11 protein-coding genes are annotated in these 21,618 nt (G+C 57.8%); 8 read left to right on the forward strand and 3 right to left on the reverse strand.

Features of this window, described 5'->3' with window-relative positions:
* Nucleotides 1–55 precede the first annotated feature (55 nt).
* Entirely contained in the window at nucleotides 56–1,465 is a 1,410-nt protein-coding gene (locus tag QZQ97_RS19210) for a carbohydrate porin (protein ID WP_311994744.1), read from the reverse strand.
* A 192-nt stretch (nucleotides 1,466–1,657) separates the two neighbouring features.
* Nucleotides 1,658–2,587, reverse strand: a complete 930-nt coding sequence (locus QZQ97_RS19215; RefSeq protein ID WP_311994745.1) for an aminoimidazole riboside kinase — start codon at nucleotides 2,585–2,587, stop codon at nucleotides 1,658–1,660.
* A gap of 634 nt (nucleotides 2,588–3,221) precedes the next feature.
* Here QZQ97_RS19215 and QZQ97_RS19220 point away from each other — a divergent pair.
* From QZQ97_RS19220 to QZQ97_RS19250, 7 genes are all read left to right on the forward strand, one after another.
* A complete protein-coding gene (locus QZQ97_RS19220) occupies nucleotides 3,222–4,937 on the forward strand; it encodes a ShlB/FhaC/HecB family hemolysin secretion/activation protein (RefSeq protein ID WP_311994746.1) in 1,716 nt (571 codons plus the stop codon).
* A gap of 10 nt (nucleotides 4,938–4,947) precedes the next feature.
* Nucleotides 4,948–5,478, forward strand: coding sequence for a toxin-activating lysine-acyltransferase (locus QZQ97_RS19225; protein WP_311994747.1), 531 nt, complete (start codon nucleotides 4,948–4,950; stop codon nucleotides 5,476–5,478).
* A 10-nt stretch (nucleotides 5,479–5,488) separates the two neighbouring features.
* A complete protein-coding gene (locus tag QZQ97_RS19230; protein WP_311994748.1) occupies nucleotides 5,489–15,103 on the forward strand; it encodes a hemagglutinin repeat-containing protein in 9,615 nt (3,204 codons plus the stop codon).
* Nucleotides 15,093–15,365 carry a hypothetical protein gene (locus tag QZQ97_RS19235; protein WP_311994749.1) on the forward strand — a complete coding sequence of 91 codons (273 nt, stop codon included), beginning with the start codon at nucleotides 15,093–15,095 and terminating at the stop codon, nucleotides 15,363–15,365. The genes QZQ97_RS19230 and QZQ97_RS19235 overlap by 11 nt, the downstream gene beginning before the upstream one ends.
* Nucleotides 15,366–15,491: 126 nt before the next feature.
* On the forward strand, nucleotides 15,492–16,946 hold the full coding sequence (locus QZQ97_RS19240) for a VENN motif pre-toxin domain-containing protein (RefSeq protein WP_311994750.1): 1,455 nt from the start codon (nucleotides 15,492–15,494) through the stop codon (nucleotides 16,944–16,946).
* Nucleotides 16,943–17,194, forward strand: coding sequence for a hypothetical protein (locus QZQ97_RS19245; RefSeq protein WP_311994751.1), 252 nt, complete (start codon nucleotides 16,943–16,945; stop codon nucleotides 17,192–17,194). Before QZQ97_RS19240 ends, QZQ97_RS19245 begins: the two co-directional genes overlap by 4 nt.
* A 730-nt stretch (nucleotides 17,195–17,924) precedes the next feature.
* Nucleotides 17,925–18,500, forward strand: a complete 576-nt coding sequence (locus tag QZQ97_RS19250; protein ID WP_311994752.1) for an Ail/Lom family outer membrane beta-barrel protein — start codon at nucleotides 17,925–17,927, stop codon at nucleotides 18,498–18,500.
* A gap of 82 nt (nucleotides 18,501–18,582) precedes the next feature.
* On the opposite strand, the gene QZQ97_RS19255 is transcribed toward QZQ97_RS19250, so the two are convergent.
* Nucleotides 18,583–20,730, reverse strand: a complete 2,148-nt coding sequence (locus QZQ97_RS19255) for a phosphocholine-specific phospholipase C (protein WP_311994753.1) — start codon at nucleotides 20,728–20,730, stop codon at nucleotides 18,583–18,585.
* Nucleotides 20,731–20,878: 148 nt separating this feature from the next.
* Here QZQ97_RS19255 and queC point away from each other — a divergent pair, with 148 nt between their 5' ends.
* Nucleotides 20,879–21,577: a 7-cyano-7-deazaguanine synthase QueC gene (queC, locus tag QZQ97_RS19260; RefSeq protein WP_311994754.1), complete on the forward strand. Its 699-nt coding sequence runs from the start codon at nucleotides 20,879–20,881 to the stop codon at nucleotides 21,575–21,577.
* Nucleotides 21,578–21,618: the final 41 nt, after the last annotated feature.

Raw genomic sequence — 21,618 nt, forward strand, 5'->3', positions numbered from 1 at the left:
ATAAATCAAAACGCCGCCGCGGGTTTCCGCGGCGGAAATGAGTCACTCGCCTGCGTCAGAAGAAATACTTGAATCTGGCGCGCACACCGTAGCGTTGATCGTTATCGGCGTTGGCTATTTTGCTATCGGCACTGGCTTCCAGCATCGAGACGTAGGCCCCGAGGTACAAATTGAAGTTCTTCATATTCATGATGTTAGGTATCTGATACGAAGTATGGATGGTGTGAATGTCATACTTGCCCGGTTCGCTGAGCGGGTTATTGATGTCGGCCGCCATGCCGGCAGTATTAAACTCTTTGATATTGTTGTGGGCGTAGATATACCCCACTTCGAAGCGACGCCACAGCACGTTGACGCCGGCGGTCAAATCCTGCTCGCCCGACGCGTCCAGATAGGCGGTACTCAGGTTGGCGACCACGCCGTTGTCCGGATTGGCGGCGGTGTTGTTCCAGCTCAGGGTCATGCCGTAGCCGTTGCGTTTGGACTGGTCGACGAATTTCCCCTGGTCGTCCTGATAACCATAGGCATTGTTGACCACGTTGCTTTCCATCGCCACTGCCGCGCTGAGCTGGTCTTTCTTCCAGGCGATAACCGGCCGCAGATAGGCCACGTTTTTCTTATTATCCAGGCTGTTGCCGTGGTAGGCGTTGTCCTGGAACAGTGAGGTGCCATCCTCCACCAGCGTATTGAGCTCAAAGTAGAAGTCGCCGGCGTATTTGCTCAGCATCAGGTTGCCGCCGCTGCTGCTGCGGCCACGGCCTTCCTTCATCATGTAGATATAGCCGAAGCCGTCGGCATACAGATCGTTGGCGGTATTGCCGGAATATTGGATGAAGGTGTCCTGATTGAGCGGGAACATGTCGTAGGCTTCAAAACGCCCGATTTTGGTCTGCCAGTTCTTTTCGTTGCCGAAGAAGAAGGCGGCATCATCGAGGTTCATTTTTCCGGTCATGTCCGCCAGCGGCTGTACGCTGAAACCGGAGAAGTTACCGTCCTGGTTGCGACGATAACCGTCCACGCCGACCAGAATACGGCCGTTGATATCCCAACGTTCTTTGTTGCCGGGCTTCCAGTCCTTGTTGTTGCTGGTTTTCAACGAGGTGAGCTGGCCGCTGCGGCTGGCGCCGTCGAGGTTGAACTCGACATCGCCATACAGTTTCAGGTCATTAAAACCGTTCAACTTCAGGTTGGCAGCCGGCGCGGCCTGGGTTTCCAGCGTCGCGGTACGCTGCGCAACCTGTACGGTTTGCCGTTCGGTGTTGGCGGTGCGCTGTTCCAGCTGTTGTGCGTGACGTTCTGCCGCCGTAGCGCGTGTCTCGGCCTGGGTGGCGCGTTGTTCAGCCTGTTGCAGCCGTTGTTCCAGCGCGTTCAGACGTGCTTCGATACTGCTGTCAGCGCCAGCCGCCGCCGCAGAGGTGGAGATGAGGAGCCCTGTAGTGACAGCCAAATAACTCAGTTTTTTCATGATTCTCTATCATCCGGGTAAAGTTGTTATTGTTTTTTGCTAAATTGCTAAACCGGTTTTTCAGGAAGAAAGATAGAGAGTTGAACGGCGGCTGGCAATCAAGTTTGCTAACCCGATTCAGCTATTGTGATCGAGTGCGCAAATTCGGCCCAGCAGCGGAAAAACGGTGAGCCAGGCCCACCGTTATGGGGCTTAGCGCTGAAGGAAATTTTTTAACTGTTCTGAGGTAGGCAGGGCAGTCATGGCGCCTTTGGCGGTGGTGGCTAACGCACCGCAGGCTTGGGCCTGGGCGATCACCTCTGGCCACTGTTCATCCTCCGGCAGAGCGCCGAGTTGCGCCAGCGCAGCCAGCAGACCGGCGACGAAAGCGTCGCCCGCGCCTGTGGTATCGACCGGGACAATCGAGGGGGCGCGGAAATGGCGGATCTGTTTGCCGTCATGCACGCACACGCCATCGCCGCCCAGCGTCACCAGCAGCAAACGCAGCGGATAGCGTTGCATCATCCAGTCGATGGCGCTCTCCAGCTCACCGATATTGCTGATAAAACTCAATTCTTCCTGAGAGATTTTGACCACATGCGCCAGCAACAGTGCCTTTTGCAGGCAGGGGCGCAGGGCTTCCGGCTGTCGCCAGACGTCTTCACGAATATTCGGGTCAAAGCTCACCCAGCCACCGGCCGCCCTGATGTTCTCCATCGCGGTAAAGGTGGTGCTGCGGCTGGGCTCTTGCGACAGGGCGATAGAGCAAACGTGCAGCCACTCATCTGCTTTGAAATCAGGCAGATCCTCAGGTTGCAGGAACAAATCGGCGCTGGGGGTCACCATGAAAGTGAAGGTGCGTTCGCCGAGCAGATCGAGATCCACCACCACGGTAGAGGTGTGATGCGTGTCGTCCTGCGTCATGTGGCGGATGTCCACTTGCTCTTCACGCAGCACCTGCTGCAGGAAAGCGCCGAACCCGTCTTTGCCGACCCGGCCGATAAAGGCGCTGTCGCCACCCAGGCGGGCGATACCGACCGCGACGTTGGCAGGCGCGCCACCGGGGCATTTTAGGTAACTGTTTGAATTTTCAGGAACCAGGTCGACTACAGCGTCACCCAGCACCCATACGCGATTTCCCATGCTCAACCTCTGTTTTAACCTGTGTCAGATGGCGAGCTAAAATAGAAGAACCGGTTTAGCAATGCAACGAAAGAATCCGAAAAAGCGGCCTGTCCCCGTAAACCCGGGCGCAGGAGGAGGGGATAAAGGGAATAAACTGACCTCCCAGGAATAAGAAGGCAGGTTAATACCTCTGCCATAAGAACCTTAAGTGGCGGTCGGCCACAGGGTAGTTTGAAATACGCTGAATATAATTAAAACAGGCGGAAAGATAATTAATAATATTATTATCCCGCAGGGTAACAAACTCCTGGAAAAAGGTATTTAAAATAGGAATCATCTTAAACTGTTAGCGTTATCAGACATAAGTTATCCATGATGAATAATTGCATTGTTGCCATGCAATTATTCATAACTCTTTTGGTGGTTATGAGTGTGATGTGTTTATTTTTCTTTTAAAAATAATTGGTTGGGTGGTTTTTCGCAAGGTGAAATGGCGAGGGGATTAGCCTGTAGGATTATTCATACTGCGTATTTTGTTACCCAGCACTCATTATTGGCCAAAATAGAGTTGATCCTGAGTTGTTCGTGCGCATAATGTTCGCGTTTATTTACAATTCTTATCATTTTTTTGTCCTTCGACAGGGAAAACGTCATGCGCCTCTCTGCTTACTCTTCGCTCAGCCTTGCTGTGCGCAAGGGATGTATTCCATTTGGCTCCGTTGTCTTGCCGCTGTTTATATTCAATCAACCGGTTCTGGCGGCAGCGCCAAATGGCGATCAACTGATCATACAGCAGCAGCGGCAAAAAGCGCTGGAGCAGCAACTGACCCCCCCTACGCCGGATGTGCGGCTGTCGCCGCCTTCGTCCGGTTTTGGCCGCATTGCGTTCCCGCAGGAAAAACCCTGCTTCCCTATCGAACAGGTGGTTCTGACCGGTCAGGACAAACTCCCGCATTGGCTGCCGTTGCAGCGCATTGCCAATCAGGCGCAGGGCCAGTGCCTGGGCGGGCAGGGCATCAACCTGTTGATGAGCACCCTGCAAAACCGGCTGGTGGATAGCGGCTATATCACCACGCGCGTGCTGGCGCCGACGCAGGATCTGAAAAGCGGCAAACTGCGGCTGGTGGTGGTGCCCGGCTATGTGCGCCAGGTAAAGCTGACGCCGGACAGCGGCCGCTACCTTCAACCTTACAGCAGTTTCCCGGCCCACGCGGGTAACCTGCTGGACTTGCGCGATATCGAGCAGGGGCTGGAAAACCTGCAGCGCCTGCCGACGGTGCAGGCCAATATGGAAATCATCCCCGGCGAACAGCCCGGCGAAAGCGACATTGCGCTGAGCTGGAAGCAAGAACGCATGTGGCGCGTTGGCGCCTCGCTGGATGACTCCGGCACCAAGAGCACCGGTCTCTATCAGGGCGGCCTGACGCTGTCGTTGGATAACCCGTTCTCGCTCAGCGATCTGTTCTATATCTCCGGCACCACCGACCTGCAAAACCAGGGTGGCAGAGGCACCAAAAACATCACCGGCCATTATTCGGTGCCGTTCGGCTACTGGATGGCCGGGGTGACCGCCAATAGCTATGACTACCACCAGACCATCGCCGGGCAGAATCAGGATTACCGCTACAGCGGCAAGAGCAAAAACCTGGATTTCCAGCTCAGCCGGGTGCTGCACCGTAACGGCAGCCAGAAAACCACGCTGACCTATGACGTGCTGGCGCGCGAGTCGAGCAACTACATCAACGATACCGAAGTGGAAGTGCAGCGTCGCCGCACTTCCGGCTGGCGGCTGGGCTTGCAGCACCGACATTACATCCAGCAGGCCACGCTGGACGCCGGCGTCAGTTATCAGCGCGGCACCCGCTGGTTCGGCGCTTTGCCCGCGCCGGAAGAGACCTTTGGCGAGGCGACGGCGCTCAGCAAAATTATTCAGCTCAACGCCCAGCTTGACGTGCCGTTCAGCCTGTTCAGCCAGAACTTCAGATACAACGTGCAGTACCAGCGTCAGATCAGCGATACCCCGCTGACGCCGCAGGATCAGTTTGCTATCGGCAACCGCTGGACGGTGCGCGGCTTTGACGGTGAACGCACCCTGAATGCCAACCACGGCTGGTTCGTGCGCAACGATCTGGCCTGGCGCACGCCATTGCCGGGGCAAGAACTTTACCTGGGGGCCGACTATGGCGAAGTGGGCGGTTACGGCTCCGATTACCTGGCCGGGCAACATCTGGCGGGCGGTGTGGTCGGCCTGCGCGGTTACGCCTTCAAGGTGGGTTACGACCTGTTCGCCGGCGTGCCGTTCTCCAAACCGGACGGCTTCAGCACCAGCCCGGTGACGCTGGGCTTTAACCTGAGCTGGAACTACTGAGGGAACGACGATGCGCATAGGTGACTACGATATCCGGGCACCGCTGATCCTCGGCGGCGATGACAGCGAGGCGGAAGCCTTTGGGGCGGCGGTATGGCTGTGGATGCATTCGCCTATGCACCGCGATGCGCCGTTGCATACCCTGCCGACGCTGCTGCTGCCGATCATCAAGCGGCAGCAATATGTGCTGGCGTCGTACCAGAATCAGCCGGTGTTTTTCCTCAGCTGGGCCTGGATGAACCAAGAGGCCGAGGCGCGTTATCTAACGCAACCGGCGATAAACATGCAGGAAAACGACTGGAACAGCGGCGATCGCCTGTGGTTCTGCGACTGGATCGCCCCATTCGGCCACACGCGAGAAATGCGCAATCTGATCGCCCGGGATATTTTCCCGCAGTTCTGCGTACGGGCGCTATACCACCGTGGGGCGCAGCGCGGCAAACGCGTCGTGAACTTTAAAGGCGCGCAGGTCAGCCACCGGCAAGCGCAGCAATGGTGGGCGAACCACCCGTTAGCCGTCGAGCCGTCGGACATTCAATAAGGACATTGCCATGAACAAGAACCTGTACCGTATCGTTTTCAACAAAGCGCGTGGCATGCTGATGGTGGTGGCGGATATCGCCCGCTCCGGCCGTGCCGGCTCCGCACGGTCGCCTGGTCTGGGCCATACCCTGAGCCAGTGCATCGGCAAGATGAGCGCCGTCAGCTTCAGCCTGCTATTGGCGCTGGGTGCGATACAGCCGGTGCAGGCGGCCATTGTCGCCGACCGCAATGCGCCGGGCGGCCAGCAGCCGACCATCGTCAACAGCGCCAACGGTACGCCGCAGGTCAATATCCAGACCCCGAGCGCCGGTGGGGTTTCCCGCAATACCTACAGCCAGTTCGACGTCGACAAAAAGGGCGCGATCCTCAACAACTCGCACAAAATGACCCAGACCCAGCAGGGCGGTTGGGTCGATGGCAACCCGTGGCTGGCAAAAGGCGAAGCCAAGGTGATCCTCAACGAGGTCAACTCCCGCGATCCCAGCCGTCTGAACGGGTATATCGAGGTCGCCGGCCAGCGCGCGCAGGTGGTGATCGCCAACCCGTCCGGCATTACCTGTAATGGCTGCGGCTTTATCAACGCCAACCGCGCCACGCTGACCACCGGCCAGGCGCAGATGAACAACGGGAATCTGACCGGTTTTAACGTCGAGCGAGGCGAAGTGGTGGTGGAAGGCGCCGGCATGGACAGTTCGCGTCAGGATTATACCGAGATCATTGCCCGTTCGACGAAGATCAACGCCGGGCTGTGGGCCAACGATTTGAAAGTCACCACCGGGCGCAACAAGGTGGATGCGGCGCATCAGCAGATCGAAAAGCAGGGCGACGATCCGGCCACCCGCCCGCAGCTGGCGGTGGACGTGGCCAAACTGGGCGGCATGTACGCCGGCAAGATCCGCATGATCGGCACCGAAACCGGCGTCGGGGTGCGCAACGCCGGTAATATCGGCACGCAGGCCGGCAGCGTGGTGGTAACCGCCGACGGCCGCATCGAAAACAGCGGCGCCATCAGCAGCGGCGGCGATATGGCGCTTGCCGCGAAAGGGGGCGTCGGCAACAGCGGTTCACTGTTCGCTGCGGGCAATACAGGCATCACCAGCGAGGGTGAAGTGCAAAACAGCGGTTCTATCGCTGCGCGCAACAATGTGCAGGTTCAGGCCGCCAGCCTGAACAGCAGCAAAGGCAGCACCCTGGCGGCAGGCGTGCAGCAGGACGGCAAACTGGGCGGTAACGGCGAACTGGCATTGACCGCCAGCGGCAAACTGACCGCGCAGGGCCAGAACCTGGCGGCGGGTAACCTGCGTGCCAGCGGGCAAGGCATAGACATCAGCGGCAGCCGCACCGCCGGCACCAATGTAACGCTGAACGCCGGGCAGAGCGACTTAACCACGGCCAACGCCCAGGTTGAAGCGGCGCAGCAACTGGTTGCCGACACCGGCAAACGACTGAACAACGACGGCGGCAAGCTGACGGCGAACAAGCTGGCGCTGAATGCCCAGGCTCTCTCTAACCGCAAGGGCGAGATCGCCCAGCTTGGCGAAGAGGATCTGGCATTGAATCAGCAGGGCAAACTGGATAACGGCGGCGGCCGCATCGCCAGCAACGGCAACAACCTGACGCTGAATGCCGGGGCGATCGACAACCAGAGCGGGCAGATTATCCATGCCGGCAAGGGCCGGCTTGCGGTGAATACCGACCGGCTGCAAGGGGATAGCGGCAAACTGTTGTCCAACGGGCAGCTCTCTATGCAGGGCGGCGATTACGTGCTGGATGGCGGCACTACGTCGGCGCAGCAGATCGCGATGGATGCCGGCAGCCTGTCCAACCGCAACGGCCAATGGGTGCAGAGCGGCAACGGCGACATGCGCCTCAGCATCCGTAAGGGTATCGACAATCAGGGCGGCCAACTGGCGGCCAACGGCAATGTGACCCTGAACGCCGCACAGCTGAACAACCAAAACGGCAAAGTGATCGCCGCGCAGGACGGCAGCCTGAATGCGCAGATTGGCGGCACCCTCGACAACCAGCAGGGCCAACTGGTCGCGAGCGCCCATACGCGGTTACAGGCGGATAAACTGGATAACCGCAAGGGCCTGGTTTCCGCCGCTACCGGCAACAGCGAGGTGGCGACCCGTCAGGCGCTGGATAACCGCAGCGGCCGTATCGAAGCCAAACAGGGGCTACAACTGAGTGGTACCGGGCTGGAAAACCAGGGCGGCCAAGTGGTTGGCGGCGCCATTTCTCTGGCGCTGGGCAACGGCGCGTTGAACAACCAACAGGGCGCTATCGCCGCTGCGGGCGATCTGCGCCTGAACGGCGGGGCGTTGACCAATGACGGCGGCCTGCTGCAATCCGCCGGTGACATGAGCCTCGATACTCAGGGCGCGGCGTTGAGCAACCGCCTGAGCGGCGAAACCGGCGGCATTCTCAGCCAGGGGGCGCTGTCGATCCACAGCGGCGCGCTGGACAACACTCAGGGCATGCTGGTGGGGGGCGGTGCCACCGAACTGTTCACCGGTCGACTGGATAACACCCAAGGCACGCTGGTCGGCAAGCAGCGGTTGAACATCGACAGCCTGGCATTGACCAACGACGGCGGCCTGTTGCAGGCCGGCGGCGACGCGACTATCGATACCCACGGCCAGGCATTGACCAACCGCGACAGCGGCAAAAATGGCGGCATCAGCAGCCTGGGCAAACTGAACATCGCCGGCGGCGAGGTGGATAACCAAAGCGGTTTTATCGCCAGCTCGGGCGACCTGCAACTGCGGGGCAGCCGACTGGATAACCGCCACGGCACGCTGGCTTCCGAAAAACAGCTGTCGGTGACCGCCGCGGTGATCAATAACCAGGGCGGGGCGATAAAATCCGGCCAGGACATGGCGCTGAACGCCAAAGAACGGCTGGATAACAGCAATCTTGGAGTGATCGGCGCAGGCAAACAACTGCTGCTGAACAGCGGGTCTCTGCTGAATAATCAGGGGACGCTGGTCAGCGCCGATGCGGCGAAGATCAACTTCGACATGCTGGAAAACCGGGGCGGCCAGCTGGCGGCCCAAACGGCGCTGGAGCTGCACGGCAATAACCTCAATAACAACGACGGCGGGTTGATCCAAAGCGGCGATCGTCTGGATCTGGCGGTCGATCGGCTGACCAACGCCAACAGCGGCGAGAAAGGCGGCATCACCAGCCAGGGCGCGATGAACCTGTCTACCGGTGTGTTCGATAACGGTCAGGGCCTGGTGATTTCCGGTAAAGACTTGCAGCTTGACGCCGAAGCGCTGCTGAACGGCGGCGGCAAGCTGGTGGCGCAGCAGGCGTTGACGCTCACCACCACCGGCGCGGGCGGCCTGAACAATCAGAGCGGGCTGGTGCAGGCCGGCGGCGACATGCGGCTGGATACCCGTGGCCAGTTGCTGGATAACCAAAACGGTACTCTCCACAGCCTGGGCCAGCTGCAACTCAACGGCGGCGACGTCAATAACCGGGGCGGTACGCTGGGGGCCAAGGGCGATTTCATGCTGGCGGCGCTCAAACTGGACAACGGCAACGGCGGGCGGATTATCGGCGAGCAGGCGGTAACGTTGAACAACACCGGGCTGGATAACCGCAACGGGCAGATTCAGGCGGTCGGCAATCTGTTGCTGGGCAGCGCGCAGGGGATTATCGATAACACCCTGGGGTTGATCCGCAGCGGCGCTACCGTGACGCTCAACGCGCTGCAGTTCACCAACGACGCCACGCTGGCGGAAAATAAAGGGCTGGAAGGCCAGACGGTGACGCTGAACAGCGGCACGCTGAGTAACCGTGGCGGCAGCATTTTGGCTGACCGGCAGTTGGCCATCACCAACGATGGCGCCCTGGATAACAGCGGCGGCCAGCTGGCTGCGGCCGACAACCTGCAATTGAATGGCACGGCGCTCAATCTGCTGAACACCGGCGGTACTGTTAAATCCGGCAAGCTGCTGGAGATTAACGCCAACGCGGTCGGCGGTGACGGGCAGCTGTTGTCGCTGGGCGATATTAATCTGATCAGCGCGCAGGGCATCAATAACAGCGGCGAGATGATCGCCAACGGCAATTTCAACTTCACCACGCCGGGCGACGTCACCAACAGTGGCAAACTGCTGGCGGGTGCCAAGCTCGATCTGCATGCCAATAACCTGTTTAACGCCGCCAGCGGCGAGATCAACGCCGGGCAGGATTGGCTGACGGTGAACGGCACCCTGACCAACTACGGCCTGATCGACGGCAAGCACACCCTGCTGATGGCCAACACGCTGAACAACATCGGCACCGGCCGTATTTATGGCGACGCCATCGGTGTGCAGACCGCGACCTTCAACAATCTGGCGGAAAACGGCACCGCCGCTACGCTGGCCGGGCGCGAACGGGTAGATATCGGCACCCAAACGTTGAACAACGACGATCACGGGCTGATTTACAGCGGTGGCGATATGGTGATTGGCGGCCAGCTTGACGCCGGCCACCTGGCAAGCGGCCAGGCAGGCATCCTCAATAACCACAGTTCGACCATTGAATCTGCGGGCAACATGGCGCTGTCCGCTGCGCTGATCAACAACATCAACGATCGTTTCAGCACCGAGTTGGTCACCGTTTCCAACGAAAAAGTCACCGAGTATCAGCAGTCCGGCGATCCGGTGCGCTGGAAGGCGGGGGAACAAGGCGTCTTCGTTGACCGCAATTCGTCAGACTCGCTGCTGAACCTGAACACCCCAGGCAAAACCGGGCACGGCAACGACAGATTTAATCAGTACGACTATAACCGGACGGTGCAGGAAACCCAGATTAAGGAAAGCGACCCGGCCAAAATCATCGCCGGTGGCGATATGGCGATCAACGCAGGGCATTTGCTGAACGACAAGAGCCAGGTAGTGGCCGGCGGCACATTGGCGATTAACGCCGGTAGCGTGGATAACGTGGCGGTGGCGGGCCAGCGGCTGACCAGCGACGTCGGTGAAGTGACCAGCTACTATCGCATCAAGAAAAAAGGCTCAGACAAACAGGGGCATAACACCACGGCCTACACGCCGCCGACCAGCATCCAGACTATCGCGCTGAAACCGAGCCAACTGATCGACCACGGGCAAGTGGCGGGCAATCCGGTCGCCATTGCACCGCTGACGCCACAAGGTACAGACGCTACCATCGGCCAGGCCGGCGGGGTGAACGCGGTCGTCACCGGCAGCGATATTTCCGCCAGGATGCAGACTATCGGCGGTGGCGAACTGCCGGTAATTCAGACGGCATCCCTGCAACCGGGCCAGCAGTTTGAAGTGGCCAACAAAGTAAATGCCCAGCAGGGTGACGCGGCGGACAACGTGGTACGCATCGTCGGGCCGGATACCCGTCTGCCGGACAACAGTCTGTTCAAGACCAATCCGGCGCCGGGCGGCCAGTATCTGGTGGAAACCGATCCGCGCTTCACCAACCAAAAATCCTGGCTGGGCTCGGATTACATGATCGAGAAAGCCACCAACAATCAGGACAACGTGCTGAAACGTCTGGGGGATGGCTACTACGAGCAGCGGCTGATCCGTGAACAGGTGATCAACCTGACCGGCCAGCGTTATCTGGACGGGTACAACAACGACGAAGAGCAGTTCAAGGCGCTGATGGATCAGGGGCTGGCCTTCAGCCGGCAATATAACCTCAAGGTCGGCGTGGCGCTGACGCCGGAACAAATGGGGCTGTTGACCAAAGACATTGTCTGGCTGGTGAACGCCAAAGTCACGCTGCCGGACGGCAGCCAGCAAAATGTACTGGTGCCACAGGTGTATGCCCGCATGCAACCGGGCGATCTGGACGGCTCCGGCGCGCTGATCGCCGGGCGCAACGTTAACCTCAACCTCGGCGACGGCCTGTTTAACAGCGGCCATATCGCCGGGCGCGAAGTGGTGAAACTGAGCGCCGCCAACATCACCAATATGGCGGGCAGCATTCAGGGGGCCGACGTTGGCCTGACCGCCCGCACCGATATCAACAATATCGGCGGCGTGATCCAGGGCAACAACTCGCTGCTGGCCAGCGCCGGGCGCGACATCAATGCCATCAGCACCACCCGTTCGGCGCAAAGCGTGAACGGCGCCAACAGCTTCGAGCGCACCAACATCGACAGTGTGGCGGGCATGTACGTGCAGGGCGCCGACGGCAAACTGATGCTGCAGGCCGGGCGCGACATCAAACTGGATGCGGCGCAGGTGGTCAACAGCGGTGAGAACGGCCAAACGCTGCTGAGCGCCGGGCGCGATCTCAACCTGAACGCAGTGACCACCGCCAGCCGCGACAACCTGATCTGGAACGGCGACAACAGCCTGAAACAGGGCAACAGTCAGCAGGTGGGCAGCGAAGTGGTCGGTAAAGGTGCTGTGACCCTCAATGCGGGCAACGATATCACTGCTCATGCGGCGACGATTTCCGCCGGCGATGCGCTGAACCTGAATGCCGGCCATGACGTCAACATCCTCAACGGCGAAAACACCCAGGATCTGGACGAGCGCCACAAGGTGACCGGCGGCAACGGCCTGATGTCGAAAACCACCACCACCACCCGCGACACCCTGGATCGCCAGACCCTGCAGAGCAGCACCCTGAGCGGCGACAGCATCAAGGTGCTGGCGGGCAACGATCTGCGCGTGCAGGGCAGCAGCGTGGCCGGTACCCAGGACGTGAAGCTGCTGGCGGGCCATGATCTGACCGTCACCGGCGCCACCGAGCGCAACAGTGAGCTACACCTAAAGCAGGAGAAAAAATCCGGCCTGATGAGCAGCGGCGGCATCGGCATCAGCTACGGCACCGAAAGCCTGAAAACCACCGACACCGCGCAGGGGGTGACCAACCAGGGCAGCACCGTCGGCAGCGTGAACGGCAACGTCACGCTGGGTGCGGGCAACAATCTGGCGGTGACCGGCTCCGAGCTGGTGGCCGGCAAGGACATGGCGCTGAGCGGCAAGAATGTGTCGGTAACGCAGGCGCAGGATGAAAACAGCCAGACCCACAAGGTCGAGCAGAAAAAATCCGGGCTGACGCTGGCGCTTTCCGGCACCGTCGGCAGCGCGCTGAACACCGCCGTGGAAACCTCGCAGCAGGCAAAATCCACCGACGACAGCCGCCTGGCGGCCTTGCAGGGCACCAAAGCGGCGCTGAGCGGCGTGCAGGCGGTACAGGCGGCGCGCTTGGCGCAGGCACAGGGCGCCGACCCGGCCAATAACAACATGGTGGGGATCAGCATTTCCTACGGCACCCAGTCTTCCACCTCTACCCAGAACAGCGGGCAGAGCACCGCCCAGGGCAGCAGCCTGACGGCGGGCAACAACCTGAGCATCACCGCCGGCGGCAACGGCGTGAAGGGCCAGGACGGCGACATTCTGGTGCAGGGCAGCCAGTTGCAGGCGGGCAAAGACGTCACCCTGAACGCCAACCGCGACGTGAACCTGCTTTCCGCCAAAAACACCCAGTATCTGGACGGCAAGAACGAGAGCCAGGGCGGCACGCTGGGCGTGGGCATCGGCGTCGGCTCCGGTGGCATCGGGCTGAGCATTTCGGCCAGCGTCAACAAAGGCAAGGGCAACGAGAAAGGCAACGGCACCAGCTATAGCGAAACCACGGTCAATGCCGGTAACCGGGTCAACATGACCAGCGGGCGCGACACCAATCTGATCGGCGCGCAGGTCACCGGCGAATCGGTCAAAGCCGACGTGGGCCGCAACCTGCTGCTGGAGAGCCAGCAGGACAGCGACCGTTACGATTCCAAACAGCAAAACGCCAGCGCGGGCGGCAGCTTCACCTTTGGCTCCATGACCGGCTCGGGCAGCATCAGCCTGAGCAAAGACAAAATGCACAGCAACTACGACAGCGTGCAGGAGCAGACGGGCATCTTTGCCGGTAGGGGCGGTTTTGACGTGACGGTGGGCGAACACACCCAGCTTAACGGCGCGGTGATAGGCAGTACCGCCACGGCGGATAAAAACAAACTCGACACCGGCACGCTGGGCTTTAAGGACATCCACAATCAGGCGGACTTCGAGGTAGAGCACCAGAGCGTGGGCATCAGCTCCGGCGGCAGCATCGGCAGCCAGTTCGCCGGCAATATGGCCAATGGCCTGCTGGTGGGGGCCAACAACAGCGGGCACGACAGCTCCACCACCTTTGCTGCGGTGAGCGACGGCGCCATTGTTATTCGCGATCAGGACAAACAGACGCAGAACCTCAGCGATCTGAGCCGCGACGTCGAGCACGCCAACCAGACGTTAAGCCCGATCTTCGACAAGGAGAAAGAGCAGAAACGGCTGCAACAGGCGCAGCTGATCGGCGAGATCGGCAATCAGGCGATGGACATTGCGCGGACCGAGGGGTCGATCGCCGCGACCAAGGCCGCGAAAGAGAAGATGAATAACGTCACGGATGCCGATCGCCAGGCCGCGGCGGCTAAACTGGCGAAAGGGAAACCGGGCAAGGTCATCACCGAGGATGATATCAACGCGCAGATTTACCAGGCGGCGTATAACCAGGCGTTTAGCGAATCGGGTTATGGCACGGGCGGTAAGGTGCAGCAGGGTATGCAGGCGGCGGTCGCTGCGGTGCAAGGGCTGGCCGGTGGCGACCTGAAAGCGGCGATTGCCGGTGGAGCCGCGCCGTATCTGGCGGAACAAATACACCTTCTGGCCCCGAATGAGGAAAGCCGTGTCATTGCGCATGCGGTGGTGGCTGGCGCGCTGGCAGAGTTGCAAGGCAAGTCGGCAGCGGCAGGAGCAGCGGGTGCTGCGACTGCGGCATTGGGTACCAAAGCGATTGCCGAGGCGATGTTCGGCACCAGCGACTTCAGCAAAATGAGTGAAGAGCAGCGCCAGACGGTTTCTGCATTGGCTACGCTTGCAGGTGGTTTGGCCGGCGGTTTGGCGAGCGGTGATACGGCGGGAGCGGTGGCTGGCGGGCAATCGGGTAAGAATACCTCCGAGAACAATGACCAGTTTAGCTTGCCGCCAGGGATGATGAGCTACGGTCAGGGCGCCTCTACTTTGGCAGAACAAATGGTGAAAGAGGGTAAAAGCTCGGCAGAAATCAGTTCTGCGTTGAATAAGTATGCGAAAGGAGATTTACCTGAAGGTGCGAATATCACTAAAGTGATTGTTAATGGCTATAAAGATGGTGTGCTGATAGCGGGAGCTATTTATCTGGGGCCTGCGGCATCCATAGGTAAGGTAGCGGTCAGCTCTATATTGAGCGGCGGAGCGAATGCAGCATATCAATGGTACGACATGAATCAACCGGGAAATGAAAACAAAACTTATGATTATTGGGGCACTACAGCGGCGGCAGTAACGGGGGGTTTGGCTCCGGGAAGAGGTATCCCAGCCAATATCGGTATTGCAATTGGTGGAACGATCTTTACTGATGGGGTTGATCCTGGCGCTTTATCGGGCAGTGCTGCTGGCTCTGCGTTCGGTGGTGCCATCGGAACTTATGCTCCGACGGTGCTTAAACCTGTATTAGGGCCATCAGCCGGTATGGTTAGCGATATCTTCGGCACCATGGGTGGTGAAGTTATTAGCAATGAGTTGAAAAAAACGATAAATGGGGATGGTGATAAAAATGGAAAATAAAACCAAGGTGAAAGTAAAGACATTATTTATTGGCGTAATTTATTGCTTTTTGTGTTTTTTTGTATTTATTTTACTAGTGAAAGGGGGGATTAGTTTATTAAAGTTTGGTGAGTTGCGTTTTACTCAGCAATCTTTGAAAGACTCTCTGGTTGTTAGTGGTATTGTCGGCGTTGCTGCCGGTGTTGGTTCATGGATTTTTGCTAAGATAGATGAGCATAACGCCAATAAAAAATCATCCTCTGATGAGCCTCCGGAATCTTAAGAAATAAATAGACGTAATGACACAAGGAAGAGCATATCATCTTGAGAAGGATGCTTAAGATGTTTTTATTGAATACATATTTTAACTAACAACAGCAGGCACGACAGCTCCACCACCTTTGCTGCGGTGAGCGACGGCGCCCTCGTCATCCGCGATCAGGACAAACAGACGCAGAACCTCAGCGTTCTGAGCCGCGACGTCGAGCACGCCAACCAGACGTTAAGCCCGATCTTCGACAAGGAGAAAGAGCAGAAACGGCTGCAACAGGCGCAGCTGATCGGCGAGATCGGCAATCAGGCGATGGACATTGCGCGGACCGAGGGTTCGATCGCCGCGACCAAGGCCGCGAAAGAGAAGATGAATAACGTCACGGATGCCGATCGCCAGGCCGCGGCGGCTAAACTGGCGAAAGAGAAACCGGGCAAGGTCATCACCGAGGATGATATCAACGCGCAGATTTACCAGGCGGCGTATAACCAGGCGTTTAGCGAATCGGGTTATGGCACGGGCGGTAAGGTACAGCAGGGTATGCAGGCGGCGGTCGCTGCGGTGCAAGGGCTGGCCGGTGGCGACCTGAAAGCGGCGATTGCCGGTGGAGCCGCGCCGTATCTGGCGGAACAAATACACCTTCTGGCCCCGAATGAGGAAAGCCGTGTCATTGCGCATGCGGTGGTGGCTGGCGCGCTGGCAGAGTTGCAAGGCAAGTCGGCAGCGGCAGGAGCAGCGGGTGCTGCGACTGCGGCATTGGGTACCAAAGCGATTGCCGAGGCGATGTTCGGCACCAGCGACTTCAGCAAAATGAGTGAAGAGCAGCGCCAGACGGTTTCTGCATTGGCTACGCTTGCAGGTGGTTTGGCCGGCGGTTTGGCGAGCGGTGATACGGCGGGAGCGGTGGCTGGCGGGCAATCGGGTAAGAATACCTCCGAGAACAATGACCAGTTTAGCTTGCCGCCAGGGATGATGAGCTACGGTCAGGGCGCCTCTACTTTGGCAGAACAAATGGTGAAAGAGGGTAAAAGCTCGGCAGAAATCAGTTCTGCGTTGAATAAGTATGCGAAAGGAGATTTACCTGAAGGTGCGAATATCACTAAAGTGATTGTTAATGGCTATAAAGATGGTGTGCTGATAGCGGGAGCTATTTATCTGGGGCCTGCGGCATCCATAGGTAAGGTAGCGGTCAGCTCTATATTGAGCGGCGGAGCGAATGCAGCATATCAATGGTACGACATGAATCAACCGGGAAATGAAAACAAAACTTATGATTATTGGGGTACTACAGCGGCGGCAGTAACGGGAGGTTTGGCTCCAGGAAGAAATATCCCAGCAAATATCGGTATTGCAATGGGAGGCACTCTCTTTACTGATGGAGCTGATCCTGTGTCGGTTGGTGCTGCTGCAGGCGGTGCGCTTGTCGGGGGCGGATTTGGTAAGTATGCGCCTGTAGGCGTTACTAAGATCCTTGGGGACGATAAGGTTCCAGGGTATGTGTATGATTTCATCGGCGGTATGTCGTCCGAGTTTACTAGCGGCTTTATAAAGGATATTTCAAAGCCTGTTGATGAAAAGGGGAGTAAAAAATGATGGAATCGCTTATTAAATACATCAAGCTATTTATCTATAGTTGGGTATTTTGCATTGCCTTCTTGCTATTAATTGGTGCGGTTATTTCAACGGTGTCGTTTTTCACTAGTGGGGAGTTTAAATTTCCTTTTGATCAGGTCTTAAGAGCTGTGTTTTTCGGCTTTGTCGGAGGAAGTGCAATATCGTTGGCGGCTATTTTATTTAAGCTTTTAGATTGGTATCGGTCGCGTAAAGACAAAAAGGTATAATGATTAAGGTGTTGTGTTAATTTTTAATCGGGCTGAATGCCGTTTTTTGAATGGTGATTTTATTCAGCCCAACTTAAAATACATTTTTAGTTTAAATATAGAGATTAATTATGCTTGTAAAGCGATTGATAAAAATACTGGCTGTTACCCTCTCCGTCGGCGCTGTCTCAGGCTGTTCAGTGAGCTTAACAAAATCTATGGAAGATTATACGGGTACAGATTCCGCCAGGATCAGAGGGAGAAATTACCTACGCCGTCGCCTGAAATGTAGGGCATGGATGCGATTGAGTACAAAATTAAAACGAATCAACATGTCAGCATTGCCTATAAAGAAGAGACGTTTAGATCGCAATACAATCAAACTATCGCCACCCGCTTCTCCAGCTTCGTTTCTTAGGTTGGTCATGATTATGATATTTATCCAGTCAATACGAGTGTAAGCATTATTGATTTGAAAGCGGGTAACCATGCGACAAGTTCTTGGGGGAAGGAAGATAAAGAGTGCCATTACAAGGGCGGGTTACTGGGCGGTAGAAATGGCTATTAATGCGTGCTGGTTCGCAACTTACGAGTTCGACTGATTTATTTTTATCTCATGTCAGTTATTATTTATTCTTGTTTATTAGTGGTTGGTTTTATAAATTCCAATAAAATATTCATGTCATAAATAACTCATGGGTTCATATGAGTTGGCACTGTATTTGCTCTACTTACTATTAAGGATGATTCGATGAAGAAGTTAGTTATCGCCAGCATGGTTATTTCCACTCTGGGCCTCAGCGCTGCGGCCCATGCGGGGCAGAGTACCCTTAGCGCCGGTTATGCGCAAAGCAAGGTGCAGGACTTCAAAAATATCAACGGGGTTAACCTCAAGTACCGTTACGAATGGGATTCACCGATCAGCGTTATCAGCTCATTTACCTATATGAGCGGCGATAAGAGCGAGTCTTACTACGTATATCGCGACAGGTTCGATAACCATGCGGAAGTCAAATATTACTCCTTGTCGGTTGGCCCGGCGTACCGTATTAACCAATATATCAGCGTCTATGGCCTGTTGGGTTTGAATTATAATAAGGTCGACTACACGTCATCCTGGCATAACTACGCCTACAATACTTATGAGTATATGGGCGAAGAGAGCGGTAATCAGAAGAAAACCTCCTTGATGTACGGCGTCGGTTTCCAGGTTAACCCCATCGAGAATCTGGCGATTGATGTCGGCTACGAAGGTTCCAAACTGGATGCTGACGGCAGGAACCTCTCGATCAACGGCTTCAATATCGGCGTTGGCTATCGTTTCTGATAAGTTGAACGCTGTCGGCCTCCCATTGCGGGGGCCGACAACCTTTGCCCCATTTTTCGATAAACCGCCCGCCACAAATATCTCAGGCTTTGCCCATCAGCGGATCGCTGACGCTATCCCGGCCGTTTTCCAGTCGGCCTGCCAACCGGCGCCGCCAGCCGTGCGCACTCTCTAACACCAGATCGTACCAGCCGCCGCTGGACAGGGTATCGAAGGTCTGCCGATGATTTTCGCCCGGCGGCAGTTCAATGCGCCACGGGCCGCTTTGCGTATAAGGACAGCGGGCGACAGTGACGGTTACTGCCTGGTCGCCGGGGTTATTGAGCGCCAGTTCCAGGCTGCCGTCATGTGGAACCAAACGCACTTCCGGTTGTGGCTGTTGCAAGGTGCCGCGCAGCTCGCGGTGGAAACCGTTAGGCCCCAACAGCCAGAGGTGGTACTTGTCTGCCGTTTGCCAGTCATCGCTGATCGCCTTGCCGGCTTCGACGGTGTAACGACGCGGGACCTGGTCCAGATGCTGCTGGTCGTAAACGTGAAACACCGCGCCCTGCTCGCCGGTATTCAACAGGTTGAGCGTCAGCCGCTTTTGTTCGGGGTCGGCGCTGGCTTCGACATGCAACTGGTAAGGCAGCGCCCGGGAAGGGCGCGCCAGTCGCTGCTGATGCGGTAACTGCTGGCTGCCAGGCGGCGGCAACGGCACCTGCGGCAGTTGTTCCTGGCGCATGCGCAGGCGGTCGGCGTTGTGGCGGGTGGTGGCCGGCAGCTTGGGCAAGGTTTCCCCGTTGGGATCGACAAAGTTGAATGCCGAGGTGAGATCGCCGCACACCGCGCGGCGCCAGGCGCTGATGTTAGGTTCATGTACCTGAAAACGTTTTTCCAGAAATTGCAGCACCGAGGTGTGGTCGAATACCTGCGAATTGACCCAGCCGCCGCGGCTCCAGGGCGACAGGATCAGCATCGGCACGCGTGGCCCGGGGCCATAAATGCGGCCGTCCGGCGGCGGTTGCTCCTGCGAGCCGGGCGGGGCGACATGCTGGAATATCTCTGTTTCGAACGGCACCGTAGATTTGCCGGCGAAGCTGCCGTCTTCCCGCAGCGAAGGCGCCGAAGGGGAAGGCATGTGATCGAAGAAACCGTCGTTTTCGTCGTAATTCACCAGCAACACGGTTTTGCTCCACACCTCGGGGTTGTCGGTCAGCGCGTTCAGGATCTCCTGGGTAAACCAGCCACCCTGCACCGGGCTGGAAGGCCCGGGGTGCTCCGAGTAGGCCGCCGGGGCGATTATCCAGCTCACCTGCGGCAGCTTGCCCTGCTGCACGTCGGTGCGAAAACCGGCCAGCATAGCATCCAGATCGTTGCCGTCGGCGGCCGGCAGGGTATTGCCGTTGCCTTTGTACAACGGCGCGCTGTCGTTCAGCTCGTCGCGGTAGGGCACAAAGGCGGTAAAGTCTTGCGGCGGTTGCGCCGGGTTGCCCACCTTAACGCTGGCGGCGCGGTACTGGCGAAAGCCCGCCAGCGGGTTATCGGTGAAGTTATCCGGCAGGAATTGGTAAACCTTCCAGCTGACGCCGCTCTCCTCCAGCCGCTCTGGATAGGTTTTCCAGTCGTAGCCGACGTCAACCGGGCCAGGGCTGTCCCACTCATTGACCACCACGGCGACGTTGGCCGCCGACGGGCCGTTGGTGCCGGTCCAGTGGAACAGGCGGTTGGTGTTGGTGCCGGCGTGGATTGAGCAATGATAGGCGTCGCACAGGGTGAAGGTTTCCGCCAGGGCAAACTGGAACGGCAGCTCGTGGCGGCGGTAATAGCCCATCGAGGTCGGCGTTTTATAAGTGGGCCAGGCATTCATCCGGCCATGGTCCCAGGCCGACTGCTCATCCACCCAGGAATGCGGCGTGCCATCGACGCGCTGGGCGTTGCCGCGCTTGCTGTCCAGATGGTAAGGCAACACCAGCCGCTCGGTGCCCTGCTGTTGCCAGACGTGGCGGCCTTCCGGCAGGGGAATGGTGATGCGATCGCTAAAGCCGCGCACGCCGGGCAGGGTGCCGAAGTAGTGGTCGAAGGAGCGGTTTTCCTGCATCAGGATCACCACATGCTCGACATCCTTTATGGTGCCGGTGCGATTATTGGCCGGTATGGCCAGCGCTTTGCGAATCGAGGCGGGTAACAGTGAAAATGCCGATCCGATGGCGGCAGCCTGCAGTAACTGTCTGCGTGAAAAATGGGGCATGCGTCGTTAACTCCCTTTAGCGGTGTGGTTTGAAGATAGCGGTTAACGAGTGTAATGACCAAAAATCACCAGAAGATTACAGGGGGCTTTTCTCGTCGATTAGTCTATGCTTTTGATTGCTAATAAGTATGGACGTAAGGGATAGGCAATGAAGAGAGCAGTTGTGGTATTTAGCGGTGGTCAGGATTCCACCACTTGCCTGGTTCAGGCGTTAGAGCTGTACGATGAAGTGCACTGCATTACTTTCGATTATGGCCAGCGGCATCGGGCGGAGATCGAGGTGGCGCGCGAGTTGGCGGTGGCGCTGGGCGTCAAGGGCCACAAGGTGTTGGACGTTACCATGCTGAACGAACTGGCGATCAGCAGCCTGACGCGCGACAACATTCCGGTTCCGGCGTTTAACGGCACGCAGCCGGGTGCTTTGCCGAGCACTTTCGTACCGGGGCGCAATATTTTGTTCCTGACGCTGGCGTCTATTTATGCCTATCAGGTTGACGCTGAGGCGGTGATCACCGGGGTGTGTGAAACCGACTTCTCCGGCTACCCGGATTGCCGCGACGAGTTTGTCAAAGCGCTGCATCACGGCGTGGCGCTCGGTCTGGCTCGGGACATTCGTTTTGAAACGCCGCTGATGTGGCTGGATAAGGCGGAGATCTGGGCGCTGGCCGATTATTACCGGCAGCTTGAGCGCGTGCGCAGCGATACGCTGACCTGCTATAACGGCGTTAAAGGCGAGGGATGCGGGGAGTGCACGGCCTGTCATCTGCGCGCCGAAGGCCTGGCGACTTATCGGAATGACAAGGTGGGCGTGGCTGCCCGCATGAAGCGTAAAACCCAGCTGGCATAAGAAAAACAGGGAGCGAAAGGCTCCCTGAATATTTTGGGGTT

Source organism: Serratia sp. root2, from assembly GCF_031931805.1.
Classification (GTDB): domain Bacteria; phylum Pseudomonadota; class Gammaproteobacteria; order Enterobacterales; family Enterobacteriaceae; genus Serratia; species Serratia inhibens.

What these genes read in the sequence shown, in the direction of transcription:
- QZQ97_RS19210 (WP_311994744.1), bottom strand. Translation starts at nt 1,465, where the DNA reads ATGAAAAAACTGAGTTATTTGGCTGTCACTACAGGGCTCCTCATCTCC.
- QZQ97_RS19215 (WP_311994745.1), bottom strand. Translation starts at nt 2,587, where the DNA reads ATGGGAAATCGCGTATGGGTGCTGGGTGACGCTGTAGTCGACCTGGTT.
- QZQ97_RS19220 (WP_311994746.1), top strand. Translation starts at nt 3,222, where the DNA reads ATGCGCCTCTCTGCTTACTCTTCGCTCAGCCTTGCTGTGCGCAAGGGA.
- QZQ97_RS19225 (WP_311994747.1), top strand. Translation starts at nt 4,948, where the DNA reads ATGCGCATAGGTGACTACGATATCCGGGCACCGCTGATCCTCGGCGGC.
- QZQ97_RS19230 (WP_311994748.1), top strand. Translation starts at nt 5,489, where the DNA reads ATGAACAAGAACCTGTACCGTATCGTTTTCAACAAAGCGCGTGGCATG.
- QZQ97_RS19235 (WP_311994749.1), top strand. Translation starts at nt 15,093, where the DNA reads ATGGAAAATAAAACCAAGGTGAAAGTAAAGACATTATTTATTGGCGTA.
- QZQ97_RS19245 (WP_311994751.1), top strand. Translation starts at nt 16,943, where the DNA reads ATGATGGAATCGCTTATTAAATACATCAAGCTATTTATCTATAGTTGG.
- QZQ97_RS19250 (WP_311994752.1), top strand. Translation starts at nt 17,925, where the DNA reads ATGAAGAAGTTAGTTATCGCCAGCATGGTTATTTCCACTCTGGGCCTC.
- QZQ97_RS19255 (WP_311994753.1), bottom strand. Translation starts at nt 20,730, where the DNA reads ATGCCCCATTTTTCACGCAGACAGTTACTGCAGGCTGCCGCCATCGGA.
- queC (WP_311994754.1), top strand. Translation starts at nt 20,879, where the DNA reads ATGAAGAGAGCAGTTGTGGTATTTAGCGGTGGTCAGGATTCCACCACT.